The sequence below is a fragment of the Pseudomonas sp. MDT1-17 genome, assembly GCF_054898105.1.
Window position 1 is genome coordinate 6,336,437 of record NZ_JBUBVM010000001.1, and the last position, 17,055, is coordinate 6,353,491.

14 protein-coding genes and 6 pseudogenes are annotated in these 17,055 nt (G+C 55.7%); 15 read left to right on the forward strand and 5 right to left on the reverse strand.

The window, feature by feature from the left end:
- Positions 1–389: 389 nt before the first annotated feature.
- Together ACYZTX_RS29425 and ACYZTX_RS29430 are read right to left on the reverse strand one after the other, a co-directional pair.
- Positions 390–630: pseudogene (locus tag ACYZTX_RS29425) on the reverse strand (IS481 family transposase); the annotation flags it as partial.
- A gap of 163 nt (positions 631–793) precedes the next feature.
- On the reverse strand, positions 794–1,003 hold the full coding sequence (locus ACYZTX_RS29430; RefSeq protein WP_462036957.1) for a recombinase family protein: 210 nt from the start codon (positions 1,001–1,003) through the stop codon (positions 794–796).
- A gap of 374 nt (positions 1,004–1,377) precedes the next feature.
- On the opposite strand from ACYZTX_RS29430, the gene ACYZTX_RS29435 reads away from it, so the two are divergent.
- The 8 genes from ACYZTX_RS29435 (at position 1,378) to ACYZTX_RS29470 (ending at position 5,762) form a co-directional block, all read left to right on the forward strand.
- On the forward strand, positions 1,378–1,641 hold the full coding sequence (locus ACYZTX_RS29435) for a type II toxin-antitoxin system RelB/DinJ family antitoxin (protein WP_462036958.1): 264 nt from the start codon (positions 1,378–1,380) through the stop codon (positions 1,639–1,641).
- On the forward strand, positions 1,628–1,837 hold the full coding sequence (locus ACYZTX_RS29440; protein WP_462036959.1) for a type II toxin-antitoxin system YafQ family toxin: 210 nt from the start codon (positions 1,628–1,630) through the stop codon (positions 1,835–1,837). Before ACYZTX_RS29435 ends, ACYZTX_RS29440 begins: the two co-directional genes overlap by 14 nt.
- On the forward strand, positions 1,810–1,905 hold the full coding sequence (locus ACYZTX_RS29445) for a type II toxin-antitoxin system YafQ family toxin (RefSeq protein ID WP_462037140.1): 96 nt from the start codon (positions 1,810–1,812) through the stop codon (positions 1,903–1,905). The genes ACYZTX_RS29440 and ACYZTX_RS29445 overlap by 28 nt, the downstream gene beginning before the upstream one ends.
- 354 nt (positions 1,906–2,259) lie before the next feature.
- A complete protein-coding gene (gene sctR, locus ACYZTX_RS29450; RefSeq protein ID WP_462036960.1) occupies positions 2,260–2,910 on the forward strand; it encodes a type III secretion system export apparatus subunit SctR in 651 nt (216 codons plus the stop codon).
- A 9-nt stretch (positions 2,911–2,919) separates the two neighbouring features.
- Positions 2,920–3,189 (forward strand): EscS/YscS/HrcS family type III secretion system export apparatus protein, encoded by a 270-nt coding sequence (locus ACYZTX_RS29455; RefSeq protein ID WP_462036961.1) that lies wholly within the window; start codon positions 2,920–2,922, stop codon positions 3,187–3,189.
- A gap of 2 nt (positions 3,190–3,191) precedes the next feature.
- A complete protein-coding gene (sctT, locus tag ACYZTX_RS29460) occupies positions 3,192–3,980 on the forward strand; it encodes a type III secretion system export apparatus subunit SctT (RefSeq protein WP_462036962.1) in 789 nt (262 codons plus the stop codon).
- Positions 3,977–5,029 carry an EscU/YscU/HrcU family type III secretion system export apparatus switch protein gene (locus ACYZTX_RS29465; protein WP_462036963.1) on the forward strand — a complete coding sequence of 351 codons (1,053 nt, stop codon included), beginning with the start codon at positions 3,977–3,979 and terminating at the stop codon, positions 5,027–5,029. Before sctT ends, ACYZTX_RS29465 begins: the two co-directional genes overlap by 4 nt.
- 64 nt (positions 5,030–5,093) lie before the next feature.
- Positions 5,094–5,762 carry a lytic transglycosylase domain-containing protein gene (locus ACYZTX_RS29470; protein WP_462036964.1) on the forward strand — a complete coding sequence of 223 codons (669 nt, stop codon included), beginning with the start codon at positions 5,094–5,096 and terminating at the stop codon, positions 5,760–5,762.
- A 145-nt stretch (positions 5,763–5,907) separates the two neighbouring features.
- On the opposite strand, the gene ACYZTX_RS29475 is transcribed toward ACYZTX_RS29470, so the two are convergent.
- Complete coding sequence (locus ACYZTX_RS29475; protein ID WP_462036965.1) at positions 5,908–7,056, reverse strand: OTU domain-containing protein; 1,149 nt, start codon at positions 7,054–7,056, stop codon at positions 5,908–5,910.
- A 1,537-nt stretch (positions 7,057–8,593) separates the two neighbouring features.
- On the opposite strand from ACYZTX_RS29475, the gene ACYZTX_RS29480 reads away from it, so the two are divergent.
- The 4 genes and pseudogenes from ACYZTX_RS29480 to ACYZTX_RS29495 all read left to right on the forward strand — a co-directional run.
- A complete protein-coding gene (locus ACYZTX_RS29480; RefSeq protein WP_462036966.1) occupies positions 8,594–8,839 on the forward strand; it encodes a type II toxin-antitoxin system ParD family antitoxin in 246 nt (81 codons plus the stop codon).
- Positions 8,832–9,122, forward strand: a complete 291-nt coding sequence (locus tag ACYZTX_RS29485) for a type II toxin-antitoxin system RelE/ParE family toxin (protein WP_462036967.1) — start codon at positions 8,832–8,834, stop codon at positions 9,120–9,122. Before ACYZTX_RS29480 ends, ACYZTX_RS29485 begins: the two co-directional genes overlap by 8 nt.
- A 232-nt stretch (positions 9,123–9,354) precedes the next feature.
- Complete coding sequence (locus ACYZTX_RS29490) at positions 9,355–9,729, forward strand: hypothetical protein (protein ID WP_462036968.1); 375 nt, start codon at positions 9,355–9,357, stop codon at positions 9,727–9,729.
- 334 nt (positions 9,730–10,063) lie between these two features.
- Positions 10,064–10,284: pseudogene (locus ACYZTX_RS29495) on the forward strand (integrase core domain-containing protein); the annotation flags it as partial.
- A 180-nt stretch (positions 10,285–10,464) separates the two neighbouring features.
- Here the strand turns inward: ACYZTX_RS29495 and ACYZTX_RS29500 are convergent.
- Positions 10,465–10,710: pseudogene (locus ACYZTX_RS29500) on the reverse strand (IS3 family transposase); the annotation flags it as partial.
- Positions 10,711–10,716: 6 nt separating this feature from the next.
- On the opposite strand from ACYZTX_RS29500, the pseudogene ACYZTX_RS29505 reads away from it, so the two are divergent.
- From ACYZTX_RS29505 to ACYZTX_RS29515, 3 pseudogenes are all read left to right on the forward strand, one after another.
- Positions 10,717–11,124, forward strand: a pseudogene (locus ACYZTX_RS29505) (IS21 family transposase); the annotation flags it as partial.
- Between the two features lie 19 nt (positions 11,125–11,143).
- A pseudogene (gene istB, locus ACYZTX_RS29510) lies at positions 11,144–11,895 on the forward strand (IS21-like element helper ATPase IstB).
- 357 nt (positions 11,896–12,252) lie between these two features.
- Positions 12,253–13,409 (forward strand): annotated as a pseudogene (locus ACYZTX_RS29515) (IS30 family transposase).
- A gap of 95 nt (positions 13,410–13,504) precedes the next feature.
- On the opposite strand, the gene ACYZTX_RS29520 reads toward ACYZTX_RS29515, so the two are convergent.
- Entirely contained in the window at positions 13,505–17,032 is a 3,528-nt protein-coding gene (locus ACYZTX_RS29520; RefSeq protein WP_462036969.1) for an Ig-like domain-containing protein, read from the reverse strand.
- Positions 17,033–17,055: the final 23 nt, after the last annotated feature.

The following is a 17,055-nucleotide window of genomic DNA, read 5'->3' on the forward strand; positions in this document are numbered from 1 at the left end:
GCGAATGGTCAGCTTTCAAGGCATCGTATGCTGGGGCTAGTTGTCCTACGAGCCAGCTTTCTAAGGTACGATCACGGCCAACAGAGCCCACAGGCAGTCACGAATCACTCGCTTTCGGTGACATATTCACCGGCATCCGCCCTGGCACCCACCAGGCGAGCCATCGGGTTAGGCAGAGTGATACTGAATTATTGAGTGCTACGCATGACGAACCTCCCGAAAAATTAGGATTTAAACCCTACTCCACGCAAAATAAAGATGCACATAACTTTTTAGGGGCTGTGATGCGTCAAATCTGGGCAACGCTAAGTAGGCAAGTAGGCGCCACGCCGCCCCTGCTGCGCGTCAGGACAGGTCCGCGCGACTGGCAGAAAAGGAGTCGACCCTGTGCTGGTCGTGCGCAGTTCCAACGCTGCAATCAGCTCACAGTAGCGCTCTAGCTCACCCTGCTGCAATTACGCTCGGTTTACCTTGATTAGCATGGTGGGCCACATGAGGTTTATGGATGAGGTTCATCGCCGGTACGGTGCTGGCAGACACACCATACAACTCCGCTATCGCTGCCAACTGGATAGCCCGCCCCGGACTTTTCTTCGGCAAGTGGCCAAGCCGCTGCCGCGGCTGCATCATCGCCAAGGATGGTACTATTCGCCCGCAAGGTATTGCAATCGGCCTCGCTCAGGTCGCTGTAGAGCGTCGAGCGACCGATACCCATCAGCCGACAAGCCTGTTTTCGTCAGCGGTAAAGGCTCAGAATCAGTTCTTGTTTGGCCGGATCGATCAACTTCTTGCCTCAGCCTTTGCGCCCCCCCCCCGCTCGCGCGGAGGACCGGCCCGATTGGGCCCGTACTCGGATCAGATTTCGCTCAAACACAGCCAAGATACCAAACAGTTGAAATACCACACGACCGCCAGTCGAGGCAGTTGAGTTGCCTTCTTGCAAGCAACGTAAGCCGGCACCGATGACGTCCAACTGATCGACCAAACGAATCAAGTTTTTCATCGAGCGTCCCTGACGATCCAAGCGCCAAATCACCTAGGTGTCTCTCTTGCGCAGTATGGCCTGCAAGGCAGCCAAACCTACTCGCTCAGGCACCGTTGACGGTGTCTTCGAAAACGCGCTCACAGCCAACGTTTTTTCAATCCATCGCGTTGCAGATCGAGGAAGTGGTTATCGGTTGAGACGCGCGCATATCCAATCAGCATGGTTTCTATACTCATGAGCATTGCGTTGGATATTAATATTGGTGGATACAGATAGTGTGACGCCCGCAGCGGACGACCTCGTCCCGGCCTAGTGTTTAAGCTGGATTTTATTGGGTGTACTTTCGGAAAAGCCGAGCTACAATGTGGCTCATAAACCCAGAGGATCAAACCATGCCTGCAAATGCTGTAGTCCGGGCCCGCATTGACGAACACATCAAGGAAGAGGCAACCATCGTGCTAGCAGCGATGGGACTGACTGTCTCCGACGCCTTCCGCATCATGTTGACTCGTGTCGCCCGCGAGAAGGCTTTGCCCTTCGAACCGTTGGTACCGAACGCCATCACTATAGAGGCGATGAAAGAAGCGCGACGCGGCGGCTTGACGTCGTTCTCTACCGTTGAGGATCTGATGGCGGACCTGAATGCGGACGATTGAGCAGACCAGTCGGTTTAAGCGCGATTACAAGCGTGAAGCCAAAGGCTCGCATCGTCAGCCGTTGGCGAGTGATTTCGTTACCCTCGTCACGGCCTTGGCGAACGACCAGATACTGACCGAGAAGCACCGTGACCACGCGCTCACTGGCGATTGGAAAGATCACCGGGATTGTCATATCAGACCGATCTGGTGCTGATTTACCGCAAGCCAGATGACGTATTGCAACTGGTGCGTCTCGGATCGCACAGCGAGCTTGGCCTGTAAGGACAGACTCAGGCCTCATTAAAAGAGAAGGATGGGCCTGAGTGAGGCCTGAATTTATCTAGACGCACTCATCTTTGGTACGCCCGGTGCAGGTCGCCAAAAAATCCAGTTACTGCTCGGCTCCAGACGCCAGGCGAATGGAGTGGCCACGTCTAAGGCTCCTACACAATACATGTATTCACTTATCACAACGCTATGCGACTGCACTCAAGCAGGGGCAGGGGCAGGGGCAAATGCCAAGCGTATGATTTTCCCAAATGCGGGGCCTCCCTCCTCTGAAAACTCAGGTGTGTGCCCGATAACCCGCCCGTGAAGGGTTCCGGATAATGGCCGCCCCTTATCCGGAGCTTTTTGATGAATCTGCTGGAGCAGCCGCTGCACCTGATACTGCTGCTGTCCGCAGTTTCCCTACTGCCTTTGCTGCTGGTGTTGGGCACGTCTTTTTTGAAACTGGCGGTGGTCCTTTCACTGCTGCGCAACGCATTGGGCATTCAACAAATTCCACCCAACATTGCCCTGTATGGGCTGGCCTTGATCCTAACCCTGTTCATCATGGCGCCGATCGCCCTGGAAATTCAGGACAACCTGGCTGCCAATCCGGTGCAGATGCAATCTAGCGATTTTACCCAGCAGGTCGAACGTGAAATCCTGGCGCCTTATCGCGTATTTCTCGAGCGCAACACGGCGCCTGATCAAGTACTGTTTTTTGCCAACATCGGCAAGGACGTCTGGCCGGAAAAATACCATGACCGCATCCCGGACAATTCACTGCTGGTCCTGATGCCAGCCTTCGCCGTCAGTCAACTGATCGAGGCCTTCAAGATCGGCCTGCTGCTGTATTTACCCTTTATCGCCATTGACCTGATCGTCTCCAACGTTCTGCTCGCCATGGGCATGATGATGGTCTCGCCCATGACGATTTCGATGCCCCTCAAGCTGTTGGTGTTTGTGCTGATGAACGGCTGGGAGAAGCTGCTGGGGCAACTGATCCTGTCATTTCACTGAGGCGGCCAGATGAGTGAAGCCCTGATTACCCAGCTGGCCATGCAGATGATGTGGCTGGTGTTGTTGCTGTCCCTTCCGGTGGTGGTAGTCGCCTCCGTCGTCGGCGTGCTGGTCAGCCTGGTGCAGGCCCTGACTCAGGTACAAGATCAGACAGTGCAGTTTCTGATCAAGTTGGTGGCGGTGGCGATCACTCTGGCCGTCTGCTTCAACTGGATGGGCGACTTGTTGCTCAACTATGCCAACCGCTCATTCGACTTGATCCACCAGATGAGGGTCTGAGGGTGGAAGCACTCACTCAGTGGCTGCCTGTTCTCGGGTTGTGCATGTTGCGTCCGCTGGGCGTAATGATCATGGTGCCGCTGTTCAACCCGTCCATCCTGGGCGGCACCCTGGTGCGCAATGCCCTGGCGCTGGTGATTGCCCTGCCCCTGGTCGCAATCGCCGATACCTGGCCCCTGCTGGACGCCGCTCGCCAGCAGGCAACCGTGTCCGGCTATATGCTGCTGATTGCCGGCGAACTGTGCATAGGGATTCTCCTGGGTTTTTGCGCCGCCATCCCCTTCTGGGCGATGGACATGGCCGGTTTTTTAATCGACACGCTGCGTGGCGCCTCCATGGCAAGCGTGTTGAACCCGATGCTCGGCCAGCAATCGTCGCTGTTGGGCATATTATTTACTCAGGTCTTTGGTGTGCTGTTTCTCATGGGCGGTGGCTTCAATTTGCTGATCGAGTCGATCTACCACTCCTACGTCAGCCTGCCGCCTGGCGAGGTCTTCCGACTGGGCCCAGGCTTTCCTGCCTTTCTGTCCCAGCAATGGCAGCTGGCTTATGAGCTGTGTCTGCGTTTTTCCATGCCCGCGATCGTTGCGATCCTTCTGGTCGACCTGGCGCTCGGACTGATCAACCGCTCTGCCCAGCAGTTGAACGTCTTCTTTTTGTCTATGCCGATCAAAAGCGCTTTTGCCATTCTCATGCTGGCCATCAGTTTCGGCTTTGCCTTTCAGGCGCCGCTGGAGCACAGCACGTCAGCGACACGTAATACTCGCGAATTGCCGGATTACTTGCGATGAGCGAAAAAACCGAAAAGCCGACCGCCAAAAAAATCCGCGACGCACGCGCCAAAGGTCAGGTCGCCAAGAGCACCGAGATCACCAGCGGGGTACAGCTGGCGGTCATGCTCAGCTACTTCATGCTTGAGGGCCGCTACCTGCTGGACAGCTTTACCGCACTACTCGACACGACCATCAACGCGATCCACCTCGACCTCTCGTCGGCCATCAAACAGCTCAGCGATCTGTTTGCCGAGATCCTGGTGCGGGTCGTCGGCGGAATAGCCGCGCCACTGGTGTTGGTGACCCTTCTCACGATCATGGCGCAGACGGGCCCTCTGCTGGCGCCTGAAGCCATGAAACCGTCGCTGGAGAAGATCAATCCGCTGACCAATGCCAAGCAGATGTTCTCCACGCAGAAGTTGTTCGAGTTCGGCAAGTCCATCGCCAAGGTGGCGGTGTTATCACTGATTTTCTTCTACCTGATTCGTCAGTACGGCCCGACGATCCAGTTCCTGCCCTTGTGCACCGTGGCGTGCGGACTGCAAGTCAGCATCCAGTTGCTGTTCTGGATGTGGGCGGTGCTCATTGGCTTTTATATCATTGTCGGCACCGCCGATCTCGCCTTCCAGCGTTACAACACGGAGCAGCAACTGCTGATGTCGCTGGAAGACATCAAACAGGAATACAAAAACGCCGAAGGCGATCCGCACATGAAACAAAAGCGCAAGGAAGCTCACAGGGAGGTACAAAGCGGCAGCCTGGCCGCCAATGTCAGGAAATCCACCATGGTGGTGCGCAACCCGACTCACATCGCGGTCTGTCTGTACTTTCGCGAGGGCGAAACACCCTTGCCGCAGGTGCTCGAAGTCGGCCGCGACCACTTCGCCCTCAACATCGTCGCCTTGGCCGAAAATGCGGGCGTCCCGGTGGTAGAAAATATCGGCATCGCCCGGACGCTCGCGGCTCAATGCCCGGTCGGCAGCTACATTCCGCCTGAACTGTTTGAGCCCGTCGCCCACCTGTTACGTATCGCCATGAAACTGGACTACGAGCATGAGCCCGCCTAGGCAACCTCTGCGCTGGCCGCTGGCGATTTCCCTATTGTGGATAAGCCACTGGGGACACCACGCCATGGCCCAGGATGCACCCCTGATCTGGAGCCGGAAGGACCCTGAAAGCGTCCAGCTCGGCGCGCCCTTACCGCCATCCCCCGCAGCGGCATCCGCCGTTCGCGCCGAGAAGGCGGTGGCGTCCGCTTCAGCCCCCGCCTCCTCCTTTGACTGGGTCATCGACAGCGTCGCCGCTGAACTGCAGCTCGATGCCCGGCTGCTCCATGCGATGATTTACGTGGAGTCGCGCTACAACGCCGATGCCCTGTCCAGCAAAGGCGCCGTTGGCCTGATGCAGGTGCTGCCTGGCACCGGAGAACGCTTCGGCTATACCGACTTGCGCCATCCCCACACCAATGTCCGGGCCGGCGCCACCTATTTCAAATGGCTGTTAAACCACTTCGATCACAATCTTGAGCTGGCCATTGCCGGCTACAACGCAGGAGAAGGGGCGGTAAAAAAATACGGCCGAACCATACCCCCATACCCGGAGACGCAGAACTACGTCCGCAAGGTCATTGAGCGTTATCGTGACGACCCGAAGGCTTCTCCTGTTTTCCAACCCCACCAGCCCGGCGGGAAAAGTCAACCCGTAAAAAGCGGGTCTTCCCCTCAAAAACAACTGGTGCCGCTGAACCGGTTGATCGAACTGCTGCTGAGTTCACCGCAATCTGTCGGTTATGAAAACTGATGCTGGTAAAAACAATGCCTGGGCGATCCGGGTGGCCGAAACATGTTTATCCACCTAGCGCTGCAGTGTATTGTTGCAACAGATTAACGACTTCTTGCCTTACCACCCAAGCAAAATGCTTAGCTGGCGATTGAGATCGGGGGCATCAAAACGCAATGTCAAATTCTTCACGCAGATTCTCAAAGCGCGCCCGGAATTGTTCGACCGGGCCCGAGGTGGAAGCTTCGCTGGAAAAACTCCGCCCAATCCCTCGACCCATCCCATCGACGGCAATATCTACGCCCAGCAGCTCCCCGAGACGCACGAGCGCATCACCCTGCAACGTCTGGGCAGTGTTTTCCATAAACGTCATCAGTTCGTTAACCAGCGGGGTTAGCGCCGCCACGTTGCGATGCTGAAGGATGGCTTCTGCCTTGGAAACCGGATGTTTGGCATCACTGGAAAACAAGTCCTGCAAACAACGCTCGATCCACTCAGCTTTTTCAGCAAGCGGCGCATCGGCGATGGTGCGATTGACCAGACGCAGCGCCACCGCCAGACCGTGCGTATCTTTTTCAGTGAAGGCAGCCCCGCGGATGGCCTCTAAAGCCGGAGCCAGCAGCGCCTGTACTTGGGTCATCAACATCGTGATAAACGAGGGCTTCCCGATGCCCGACGCCTGCTTGAACGTTTCCATCGATTGAACGCCCCCCGGCACCTCCGGCAATGGCGACGGCTTAACCGCCGCGCCGCCCAGAGGCTCGAGCGTGGCATCGCCCGCCAACGGCTCTCTGCCCGGAACGACAAAATCTTTGAAATCATCCCAGTTTCGGTAGACGTAATCTGCTACCTGGCCACGCAGTGCTGGAAGCAACTTGGCTTCCGTGCGGTCATCCAATTCTTGGCCATGCAAGCCTGCGAGCACGGCCCGAAAGAAACCGTCCCCATTCTTTAGAAAGCAGAATTCCATGCCTGGGTTAGGCCTACTCATATATTGAACGTCGCTACGGGCAATAATGACGTCGTTGGGATCAATATTGCCTTTATCTACCGGCTGCGAACCGGCAACATCGTAACGCTGAATACGTTCCTGCTCGATAATGACCAGCCCCCGCCAGGCAGGCCACTGCGACAACTTCGGCAACGAAGTTGCCACCTGCTCCAAGTATTGACTGTCCCAATCCCCCCTCGTGGTAATAGCGATAAAGGCGGCATCTTGAGGATTGCAGGGTGTGGCGCGGCTAGCACTGGCAGAAACGTCAAGCTGAGTATCCACATTCGAGGTAGAGGCGGATACAGCAGTAAGGTTAATCATCAGAGGGAGACCTGAAGAAAAATCACCACTCTACGCAGGCAAAACCGAGGCGTCTTACGGAATTGGCCGATCTTTAATTTTTTGCGACGAGCAAGCGCAAACGCGATTCGACAATTAGCCAAGGGTGCGGATGGTCTTCAGGCGCATGCGTCCTGACGTTTTTTGGCCATGGGATGCATTGACCTGACAGCTCCCCTTTGGCCCCAGACCAATCATACCGACCGGCTGGACGGGCCTCTGCCAGCGAAGCTGTTGTGATGAGCTCAAGGCGCGCAAAAAACTTCGCACCCAGGCGTGGATCAAAGTGCTCCCGCAGCACCTGCTCAGTGAGCTGCGCACCGCGCGGCCTCGAGAGTATTGGCAATAAGTTGTCCGGGCGGTCACGTACCCACTCGGCATAATCGCGGAAATGCCGCGTTCGACTCAAACCTGGGTTAGAACGCCTGGTGAGTTTTTAACGAACCCTCAAACAACACGTACGTGCCCCCCACTGTGGCTTGTGATGGACCAGGTCGGGAGCGGATGCAGACTGACGGTGACCGCCTCTCCCCCTGACTTATTTGCCTCTTTCCGCCGACCACCCACTTCGCCCGTATTCCAACCATCGGTGACTGCAGATTACCCCTTTTGAATTTATGCCCTGATCATCAGCGCCTAGGCAATCTGAACGCGACGAAACATGATGTATCAGGGGTTAACCAGGCAAACTCACCGCCCCCTTTGCGTCCTCACTGACCATACAGCTCTCTGAACAGCTGCATTGTTCATCAGCACTCAAAAAGAAACCTAATTTCTTCGCGTAGGGATTCATTACGCTTCCTGAGTCCATTCTTAACCCTACAACCGGGCCTTTGTGGTGAAATCCTGCTCTATCCATCGATCCTCACCGTATACGATCGCCTCCACCCCAAGCATTTGGACAAAAACGAGCGAGCGCGTCACCTATCAAATTTGGCGTCTCTTATGGACACGGGTCCTGCGTCGGCATCCAATAAAGGCGCAGGCTGAGTAAGACAGAAGTACTTCCACGCAGAGGGGTACCAAAACTGGGTGTTTGCAGGGCAAACCAACGTCGGTGGTATTGTCCAACGATAGTGGTTTTTCGAGCTTCGACGACTCCAATCGTTCGGCACGTCAAAATACGTGGTTTGGCCACTCTCTTTGATCCCGCGTGGTCGTCTTACTTTGCCCGACGTCGAGCCGCGATGGACGTTGATTAATTGCCCGGTACCAGACGATGGTGCAGTTAAAAGGCTTGAGCCGGATGAGGGGCGACTTTCATGTCCGGTTCTTAGGGGACGGCGGCGCAGTAATGCGCCGCCGTTACCCGACAAAAACCAACGCAAGCTCACGCGGCGAGCAACCAGCCGTTGACCGTTTTGCTCGCGGCATAAAAATCTGGGGTTGGCGGACTACTTCGGGCAGCAGGCGAGCAGATCTCCCGAACTAAAACGTCGTCTTAAACGACTAATGGCGCAAAGTAGCACCAATAGTATGATAGCGTGCAGTTACCAACAAAACATCTTGAGGGTAAATCATGGCTACCGTGCGCAAAACCATCACCGTGACCGACGCACAAGACAGCTGGATCAAGGCTCAAATTGATTCCGGTCAGTACACGAACGACAGCGAATGTATCCGCGACCTCATCCGCCGAGAGCAGGAACAACGTTATAGCCTTGAAGCGATCCGTTCCGCACTGATCGCCGGTGAAGCCAGCGGTGAGCCTCGCCCATTCAATGCGCAAGCATTCAAGCAACGCATGATGAATAAGCATGGTTGAATACCGACTTACGCCTGCCGCAGCAATGGATCTGGAGGATATTTGGCGCTACACCGCTCAGACGTGGAGTCTCCAACAAGCCAATTACTACACAGATATCCTAACGACCGCCTTTGATGATTTAGCGGCGTGGCCCTCTAGAGCAAGGGGCTGCAATGAAATCCGAAAGGGCTATCGCCGCATAAGCATTGTACATCACACGGTCTACTTAACCGTAGAACCTTACGGCGTTGCCATTGTGCGTATTTTACACAAAGCAATGGATGCAACACGCCACTTGTGACTGAGTGTTGGGGGAGCAATGGAACCGTGCGACCTGAGGTCGCACGGTTCCGTTGCTCCCCGAACCTCTACTCGGAGAGTATGCGCAGCTACCAAGGTGTCGAGTTGGTTTTTCTGGTGATTGCTGAACGAGACCGCTTGAAAGACAGCACCCCCTTCTCCCCTGAAGGTAAAAGACTGCATTTATGATTTATAGCAGAGATGGGGCAGGAGTTTTTGAGCATGGAGCGGCCATGTCGCTGGGGTTCGGAGCAAAAAATGGCGAGGGGACAAGCCTCTCAAGGGCTGCTTGGCATAACGGCATTAGTGCCAATCAGCTGTTTCAATGCTTTCAAAAGGGCAGCGTCTTGGTCGTCAGCGCTCGCGAGGCCGTGGTGCCTGCGTCCGAGCTGACCGATGCGCCCAAGCAGATTCGCGAGTTACAGCGAATACTGGGGAAAACCATGCCGGTCGAAGTGCGCCATGAAGCGGAGGAGATTGCTCGGCCGCGAATATGGATCGCGTACTCCCCTTATTTGCTGGGGCGATTAGTGAATCCGGTCAATGGAAGTCTCGGTGTAGCGCGCTCGCAATTGACGTTTCGATTCAACCTGGTGCTGCATCATTAGGCGGCGCATGCGGGACCACCCGGCGCTGGTCGAGGTGATAGGGACTGAAGTCAGTGAGTCCCAGCTACGGTTATAGCCGGGGGTGGAGCTTGCTGCGTCGGCGGCGTGAACAGTAGCGCCAGGCGCCGATCAACGTCAAAGGGTCTATCGCGTGATGCGTGATAATCATTTGCTGCTCGAGCGACGGGTTACAACAGTGACGTTTGATGCTGGAAAACGTGGAGAAGCGCTTCGGCGATTAACGCCCCATAACACCAGCGCAATGACTCAGCACTAACCGCGCGGCCTATATGGTCGTAAAAACGCGGCTATTTCCTTGAAAAATCGGCAATAGGTGACCACGCCGGTGCGCAACCATCAAAGCAATGGCATGGGCCGAAAGCTTCGTCAAAACGAACAAACGCGACTACGTCGCGCACATACCCAGCCTGATCGGGAAACGGCGTTACACAACTTGACGATTGCCTTCAAGTACTCCAACGATCGCATCCGCACAGCGCGCTGAAATACCGCTCACCACGAGAATTCATGCGTTTAGCCACACCACCAATTTAACAGGAGTTGGTGTCCGATTTTCTTTGGGGGGTAAGTCTCTCAGCCCCATGGCAGCATTTCAATGCCTGTCGAATTTCGCAAACGCTCGTACATATGACGCTGGCTCACAGCGATGCACTTTCAGCAGCCAATCCTACGGGCTCTCGGGCGTTTAGGGTCACCAGAGCCTCTCCTCTTCCCAATATCCCCCCCATGCCCCCCTAGAAGCTTACCGCAGTAAACCAGCGCTTCATCCGAGGTGCTGCTCAGTTTTGCGCCGTCCTCGCAGCGGAACTCAAAGCCGTCCGAGCACCAACGCGTATCGCTGGTTTCCACGGCAATACGGCCTTCGTGCCGACGCGGCACGCCGGGCTGTTTGATCCGGCGTTCAAGCAAAAGGTTGTGGTCACGCATCACCCGGTAAACCCGCTTCACGTTGATCGCTGGCAGTAACTGGCCAGTCACCTGCGCTCGCTGCATAAAGGCCGCCACACCACCCAAACCGAGCACATGCCCAAGAGTCACCGCGAGCACGCCGAGTGGACACCGCAGCGAATGATCCGCTGGGCTGAGCAGACCGGGCCGAATACTGCTGGCGTCATGGCCCACATCCTCGAACACCGAATCCATCCGCAGCACGGCTTCCGCGCCTGCCTGGGCATCCTGCGCCTGAGCAAGCAGCACGGCGAAGAGCAGCTGGAGGCCGCTTGCCAGCGTGCGCTGGCACTGGGCGCGTGTAGTTACAAAAGCCTCGAATCGATCTTGCGCCAAGGGCTGGAACGCCTGCCGCTGGCCCAGCAAAACCTGCCGCTACTGCCCGACGAGCACATCAACCTGCGCGGCCCCGGCTACTACCACTGACCTAAAAAGGATCACCCAAATGCTGCCCAACCCGACGCTAGACAAGCTCCAAACCCTACGTCTGCACGGCATGATCAGGCGCTGAGCGAGCAACACGCAACGTCCGACATCAACGACCTTGGCTTCGATGAACGCCTCGGCCTGATGGTCGACCGCGTGACCGAGCGTGAAGATACACGCTTGAGCACTCGACTCAAAGCGGCCCGACTGCGCCACAACGCTTGACTGGAAGACATCGACTACCGCAGCCCGCGTGGCTTGGACAAGTCTCTGATCCTGCAACTAGGCAGCGGTCAATGGCTACGCGACGGCCTGAACCTGATCATCGGCGGCCCCACCGGCGTGGGCAAAACCTGGCTCGCTTGCACGCTGGCCCACAAGGCCTGCCGCGATGGCTAAAGCGTGCGCTACCTGCGCCTGCCGCGCTTGATGGAAGAACTGAGCCTGGCCCACGGCGACGGCCGCTTTGCCAAACTGATGGCTGGCTACGCTAAAACTGACCTACTGATCCTGGACGACTGGGGTCTCGCTCCGTTTACCGCCTCGCAAAGGCGCGACATGTTGGAACTGCTTGACGACCGTTACGGCAACCGCACGACGCTGGTCACCAGCCAGATGCCGGTGGACAAATGGCATGCGCTGATCGGCGATCCAACCCTGGGTGATGCGATCCTCGACCGGCTGGTGCACAACGCTTATCGGATCGAACTCAAAGGCGAATCGATGCGCAGGCGCGCAACGAAATTGACGGCAACAGGGACTTCAGACTAACAATGCAAACCTGCGGCGCTACGCTCCGACTGCCTGTCCGAATGAGCGTGGAATGGGTGTCCGGATGTTGGTGGGCTGAGTGTCCGGATGGCGTGGAATCCGCAGACACCAACACTTCGGGTGTTTTTTCAAAGCAGCGCTGAAATTCGACCCGCCAAATGTAAGCACCCACAAAAGCACAGCATATGATGTTTTTTGAATTTCATTTACGAAAATACGATTAAAATCCGCCGCAAACTCCAGCGCGCATCAAGCGGGTCGCGACCACGTCGAATGACCGGTCGCGGTAGGGATGGCGCGCTCAACCGGTCAACGCAACGTACACTTTCCGCTCGTTGATTGGGGTACCATAAAAAAATGGCACGCAGTGGCGCACATGGATTTTCTGCTGAGCAAAAATCAGAGCTTTGGAAGTGGCGCAAGGGCGAAACCCTCAGAAAAATTGCGCTAGCCATTCAAAAACCGGCAGGCACTGTCCATACATTGCTGGCTCGTAACGGGGGGGGGGCCGCGAATTAGGCAACGTTCTCGACTTGCTTTAACGTTGGGCGAGCGTGAAGAAATCTCCAGAGGAATGGCGATCGGTCATTCCATTCGCCACATCGCAGGCCAGTTAAACCGCTCACCCTCAACAGTCAGTCGTGACGTATCGAGAAACCAGGGGCGAGGTCTTTACCGCGCAACGGACGCGGATGCGCAAGCCTGGACACGCGGACTTCGCCCTAAACCGTATCGATTGAATCAGTCCCCTGAACTGTGCGAACTGGTATCGAGTAAGCTGAAGCTCTACTGGTCACCCGAGCAGATTGCAGGTTGGCTCAAACGCGAATATCCCGACGCTCCCGCCATGCAGATTTCCCATGAAACGCTCTACCGAAGCCTGTTTATTCAAGCACGAGGTGTCTTGAAGAAGGAGTTGGTTGCCGTACTTCGCTCCAGACGCATGATGCGCCGCGCAAAAACTGCCACGACCAAGGGGCAGCCCAGAGGACATATCATCGATGCTGTTTCGATATCCGAACGCCCTGCTGAGGTGGCTGACAGGGCCGTACCGGGACACTGGGAAGGCGACTTGATAACCGGTTCTAAAAACAGACACATTGCCACGCTGGTAGAGCGCACCACTTGATTTTGGGTTCTTGTCCGGGTAGAGGGTAAAGATACCAAAAGTGTCGTTGACGGCCTGATATGCGAGGTCCAACAACTTCCAGAGCAACTCTGGCGCCCTTGACTTGGGATCGCGGGACAAGGGTTGCCCAGCACAAGCGGTTCACAGTAGATACAGACATCAACGTGTTTTTTTGCGATCCGCGTAGCCCTTGGCTGCGTGGCACGAATGAAAACACTAACGGATTGTTACGTCAGTACTTTCGCAACGGCACCGACTTGAGTGGCTATTCCCAATCCGATCTCAATGCCGTTGCGCTACAAATGAATCAACGACCACGCAAAAAACCTTGGATTTCGAAACACCGGCTGATAGGTTGCAATGTCTTGTTGCGCCGACCGGTTGAGCGTGCCACAACAACAATTACCCTCAATGCTTCACCCAAGTCAATTTCACAGCAGTAGTAGCAAGCACTTCATCTCCGCGCGAAATTACTCCCCACTAAGACCCGATAAAGTAAAAATGCATTTTTTTTTGTAAGCGCTTACCAGAAACAGTAGCGGATGCGTCAAAAGAACTCACCATATGAGGGCTACTCAACTTAAATTCGACGAGCCCCAGGTGATTAGTTACGGCTTTTCGGCTAACAACTTGCAGCCCTCCTGCCCAATTTATTATTACATTATTAGTAACGACCACTTCGATGCCAGCTAATGGATTATCATTAGCATCACTAATATAAACGAACAGCAAAATCTCTCGCGCAGGACTATCAAGTGAATTAGGTGTTTCTGTCCCCATAGACATTTTAGCAGTGGCTTTATCTCCTTCAGCATTGAATTCAATCGTTAGCTTTGCATCATTTAATGCGGCCTGAATACTATCAATTCCAGACACCACAGTAACCAAATTGACGCGAGCGTGTCCTGAAACATCAGTCCTCACATTGACAGGCCTTACTGTTGCGAACTGCGCCACAAACTTAATCTCTTTATCAATCAGTGGATTATCGTATGCATCCACCACTTTAATCACAACAGGGTTAACATCTTTTCCGTTCGCTACAAATTCGTCCTTCGAAGATACCTTTATGATTTTCGCGGTCGTCTGATCGGCTACGAAGCCAGTCTCTACTGTAGCCACCTGAGTCCCGACAATCACTTCCACGACAACAGTGCCGGCATATTTAGTGGACACAGAGGTTTTAGCTACACCTTGTGCGTTAGTATAAATTGACGAAGCGATAGTTGCCCCATTACTAGCGGAAAACTTAACCTCGTAACCTTCTATAAGATTGCCTTTTCTATCCACTACCGTTGCTGTTACCTCGTTCGTAGCGATGTCGTTAGCAATAGCACCACTCGTGGCTTTCAGTGTGTTTGACTGAATGTGCGCGCTTTCCTTGTCCGCTATAAAGATGGTATCCCTGCTTGCCGCCTTACCCCCATTTATCGTTGCGGTCACGGTACTCTTGCCAGCCGTTTCGCTGCGCAACTTGACTCCCGCGCCGCCTATCTTATCGGTAGTTATCGGCAAGCCATGAACTGTCACGTCATTCGTCGCTGTAAAATGCACATTCAGATTAGGAACGCCGTTGCCATTAGCGTCCTTAACACTAACCCAAGCAGTGCCACTATCTTTACCATTCGCTACAACTCCTGTGTCCACTTGGAGGCTACTTGCATCGATCGCAGCCGTAGCTTTGTCCGCCTCGAAGGTGGCTTTCTTAGTCACCGATTTGCCTTGAAAGGTCGCCGTCACTATGTGCTCATCTGCCTTCTTACTTTTCAGGGTCGCGGTCGCTTGGCCCTGTTTGTCGGTGGTCGCGTTAACGACCGTAACTGAAGCATTCACACTCGCAGTAAAGCCTACTTGTTGACCTTTAATTGGGTTGCCATAGATGTCTTTCACCAGGACCGTGACGGCGATACTGTCTTTATCACCGGCCGTAGCCACCGACTTGTCGAATAAAACCGTGAGTTGCGCAGTGCTCAAGTCGGCCACAAAGCTCAGTGTGACTGCCTGCGAGCTGCTGCCCACTTTCGCTGTCAGTTTGACTTCGCCAGCCATTTTGCTGGTAAAGGTCACCAGCGTCGTGCCGTCCGTACCGGTCTGCGCCGCATTCGCGCTCACCGAGTCGGCATGCTCAAACGTCAGCTGCGCACCGGACAGCAGGTTGCCCTGCTCATCGGTCACGGTTGCCGTCGCCGAGTGCACGGCCTGACCGTTGGCCGACACCACCAGGGTGTCCGAACCAGTGATCGCCGTCAGAGAAACGATCTTCGGCGTGGCCGCATCGGCCACGAACGAGCCTTCAACCGTCTGCGCAAGCCCATTCGCGGCTTTGGCCGTCAGGACCACCGGACCGGACGCGGTACTGGCAAATTTCACTTCCAACTGGCCATGTTCATCACTGGCACCGGACGCTGGGGTAAGACCTTCCACTTCTGTGAACGTCAAGGTCGCACCGGACAACAGGTTGCCGTGGCCATCCTCCAGGATCGCCAAGGCTTCATGCTGATCCTTGCCATCGGCAGTTTTATTACCCGTCGTCACCATCGTCAGGGAACGCAAGTGCGGCGTGGCCGCATCGGCCACGAACGAGCCTTTAACCGTCTGCGCAAGCCCATTCGCGGCTTTGGCCGTCAGGACCACCGGACCGGACGCGGTACTGGCAAATTTCACTTCCAACTGGCCATGTTCATCACTGGCACCGGACGCTGGGGTAAGACCTTCCACTTCTGTGAACGTCAAGGTCGCACCGGACAACAGGTTGCCGTGGCCATCCTCCAGGATCGCCAAGGCTTCATGCTGATCCTTGCCATCGGCAGTTTTATTACCCGTCGTCACCATCGTCAGGGAACGCAAGTGCGGCGTGGCCGCATCGGCCACGAACGAGCCTTTAACCGTCTGCGCAAGCCCATTCGCGGCTTTGGCCGTCAGGACCACCGGACCGGACGCGGTACTGGCAAATTTCACTTCCAACTGGCCATGTTCATCACTGGCACCGGACGCTGGGGTAAGACCTTCCACTTCTGTGAACGTCAAGGTCGCACCGGACAACAGGTTGCCGTGGCCATCCTCCAGGATCGCCAAGGCTTCATGCTGATCCTTGCCATCGGCGGTTTTATTACCCGTCGTCACCATCGTCAGGGAACGCAAGTGCGGCGTGGCCGCATCGGCCACGAACGAGCCTTTAACCGTCTGCGCAAGCCCATTCGCGGCTTTGGCCGTCAGGACCACCGGACCGGACGCGGTACTGGCAAATTTCACTTCCAACTGGCCATGTTCATCACTGGCACCGGACGCTGGGGTAAGACCTTCCACTTCTGTGAACGTCAAGGTCGCACCGGACAACAGGTTGCCGTGGCCATCCTCCAGGATCGCCAAGGCTTCATGCTGATCCTTGCCATCGGCAGTTTTATTACCCGTCGTCACCATCGTCAGGGAACGCAAGTGCGGCGTGGCCGCATCGGCCACGAACGAGCCTTCAACCGTCTGCGCAAGCCCATTCGCGGCTTTGGCCGTCAGGACCACCGGACCGGACGCGGTACTGGCAAATTTCACTTCCAACTGGCCATGTTCATCACTGGCACCGGACGCTGGGGTAAGACCTTCCACTTCTGTGAACGTCAAGGTCGCACCGGACAACAGGTTGCCGTGGCCATCCTCCAGGATCGCCAAGGCTTCATGCTGATCCTTGCCATCGGCAGTTTTATTACCCGTCGTCACCATCGTCAGGGAACGCAAGTGCGGCGTGGCCGCATCGGCCACGAACGAGCCTTTAACCGTCTGCGCAAGCCCATTCGCGGCTTTGGCCGTCAGGACCACCGGACCGGACGCGGTACTGGCAAATTTCACTTCCAACTGGCCATGTTCATCACTGGCACCGGACGCTGGGGTAAGACCTTCCACTTCTGTGAACGTCAAGGTCGCACCGGACAACAGGTTGCCGTGGCCATCCTCCAGGATCGCCAAGGCTTCATGCTGATCCTTGCCATCGGCGGTTTTATTACCCGTCGTCACCATCGTCAGGGAACGCAAGTGCGGCG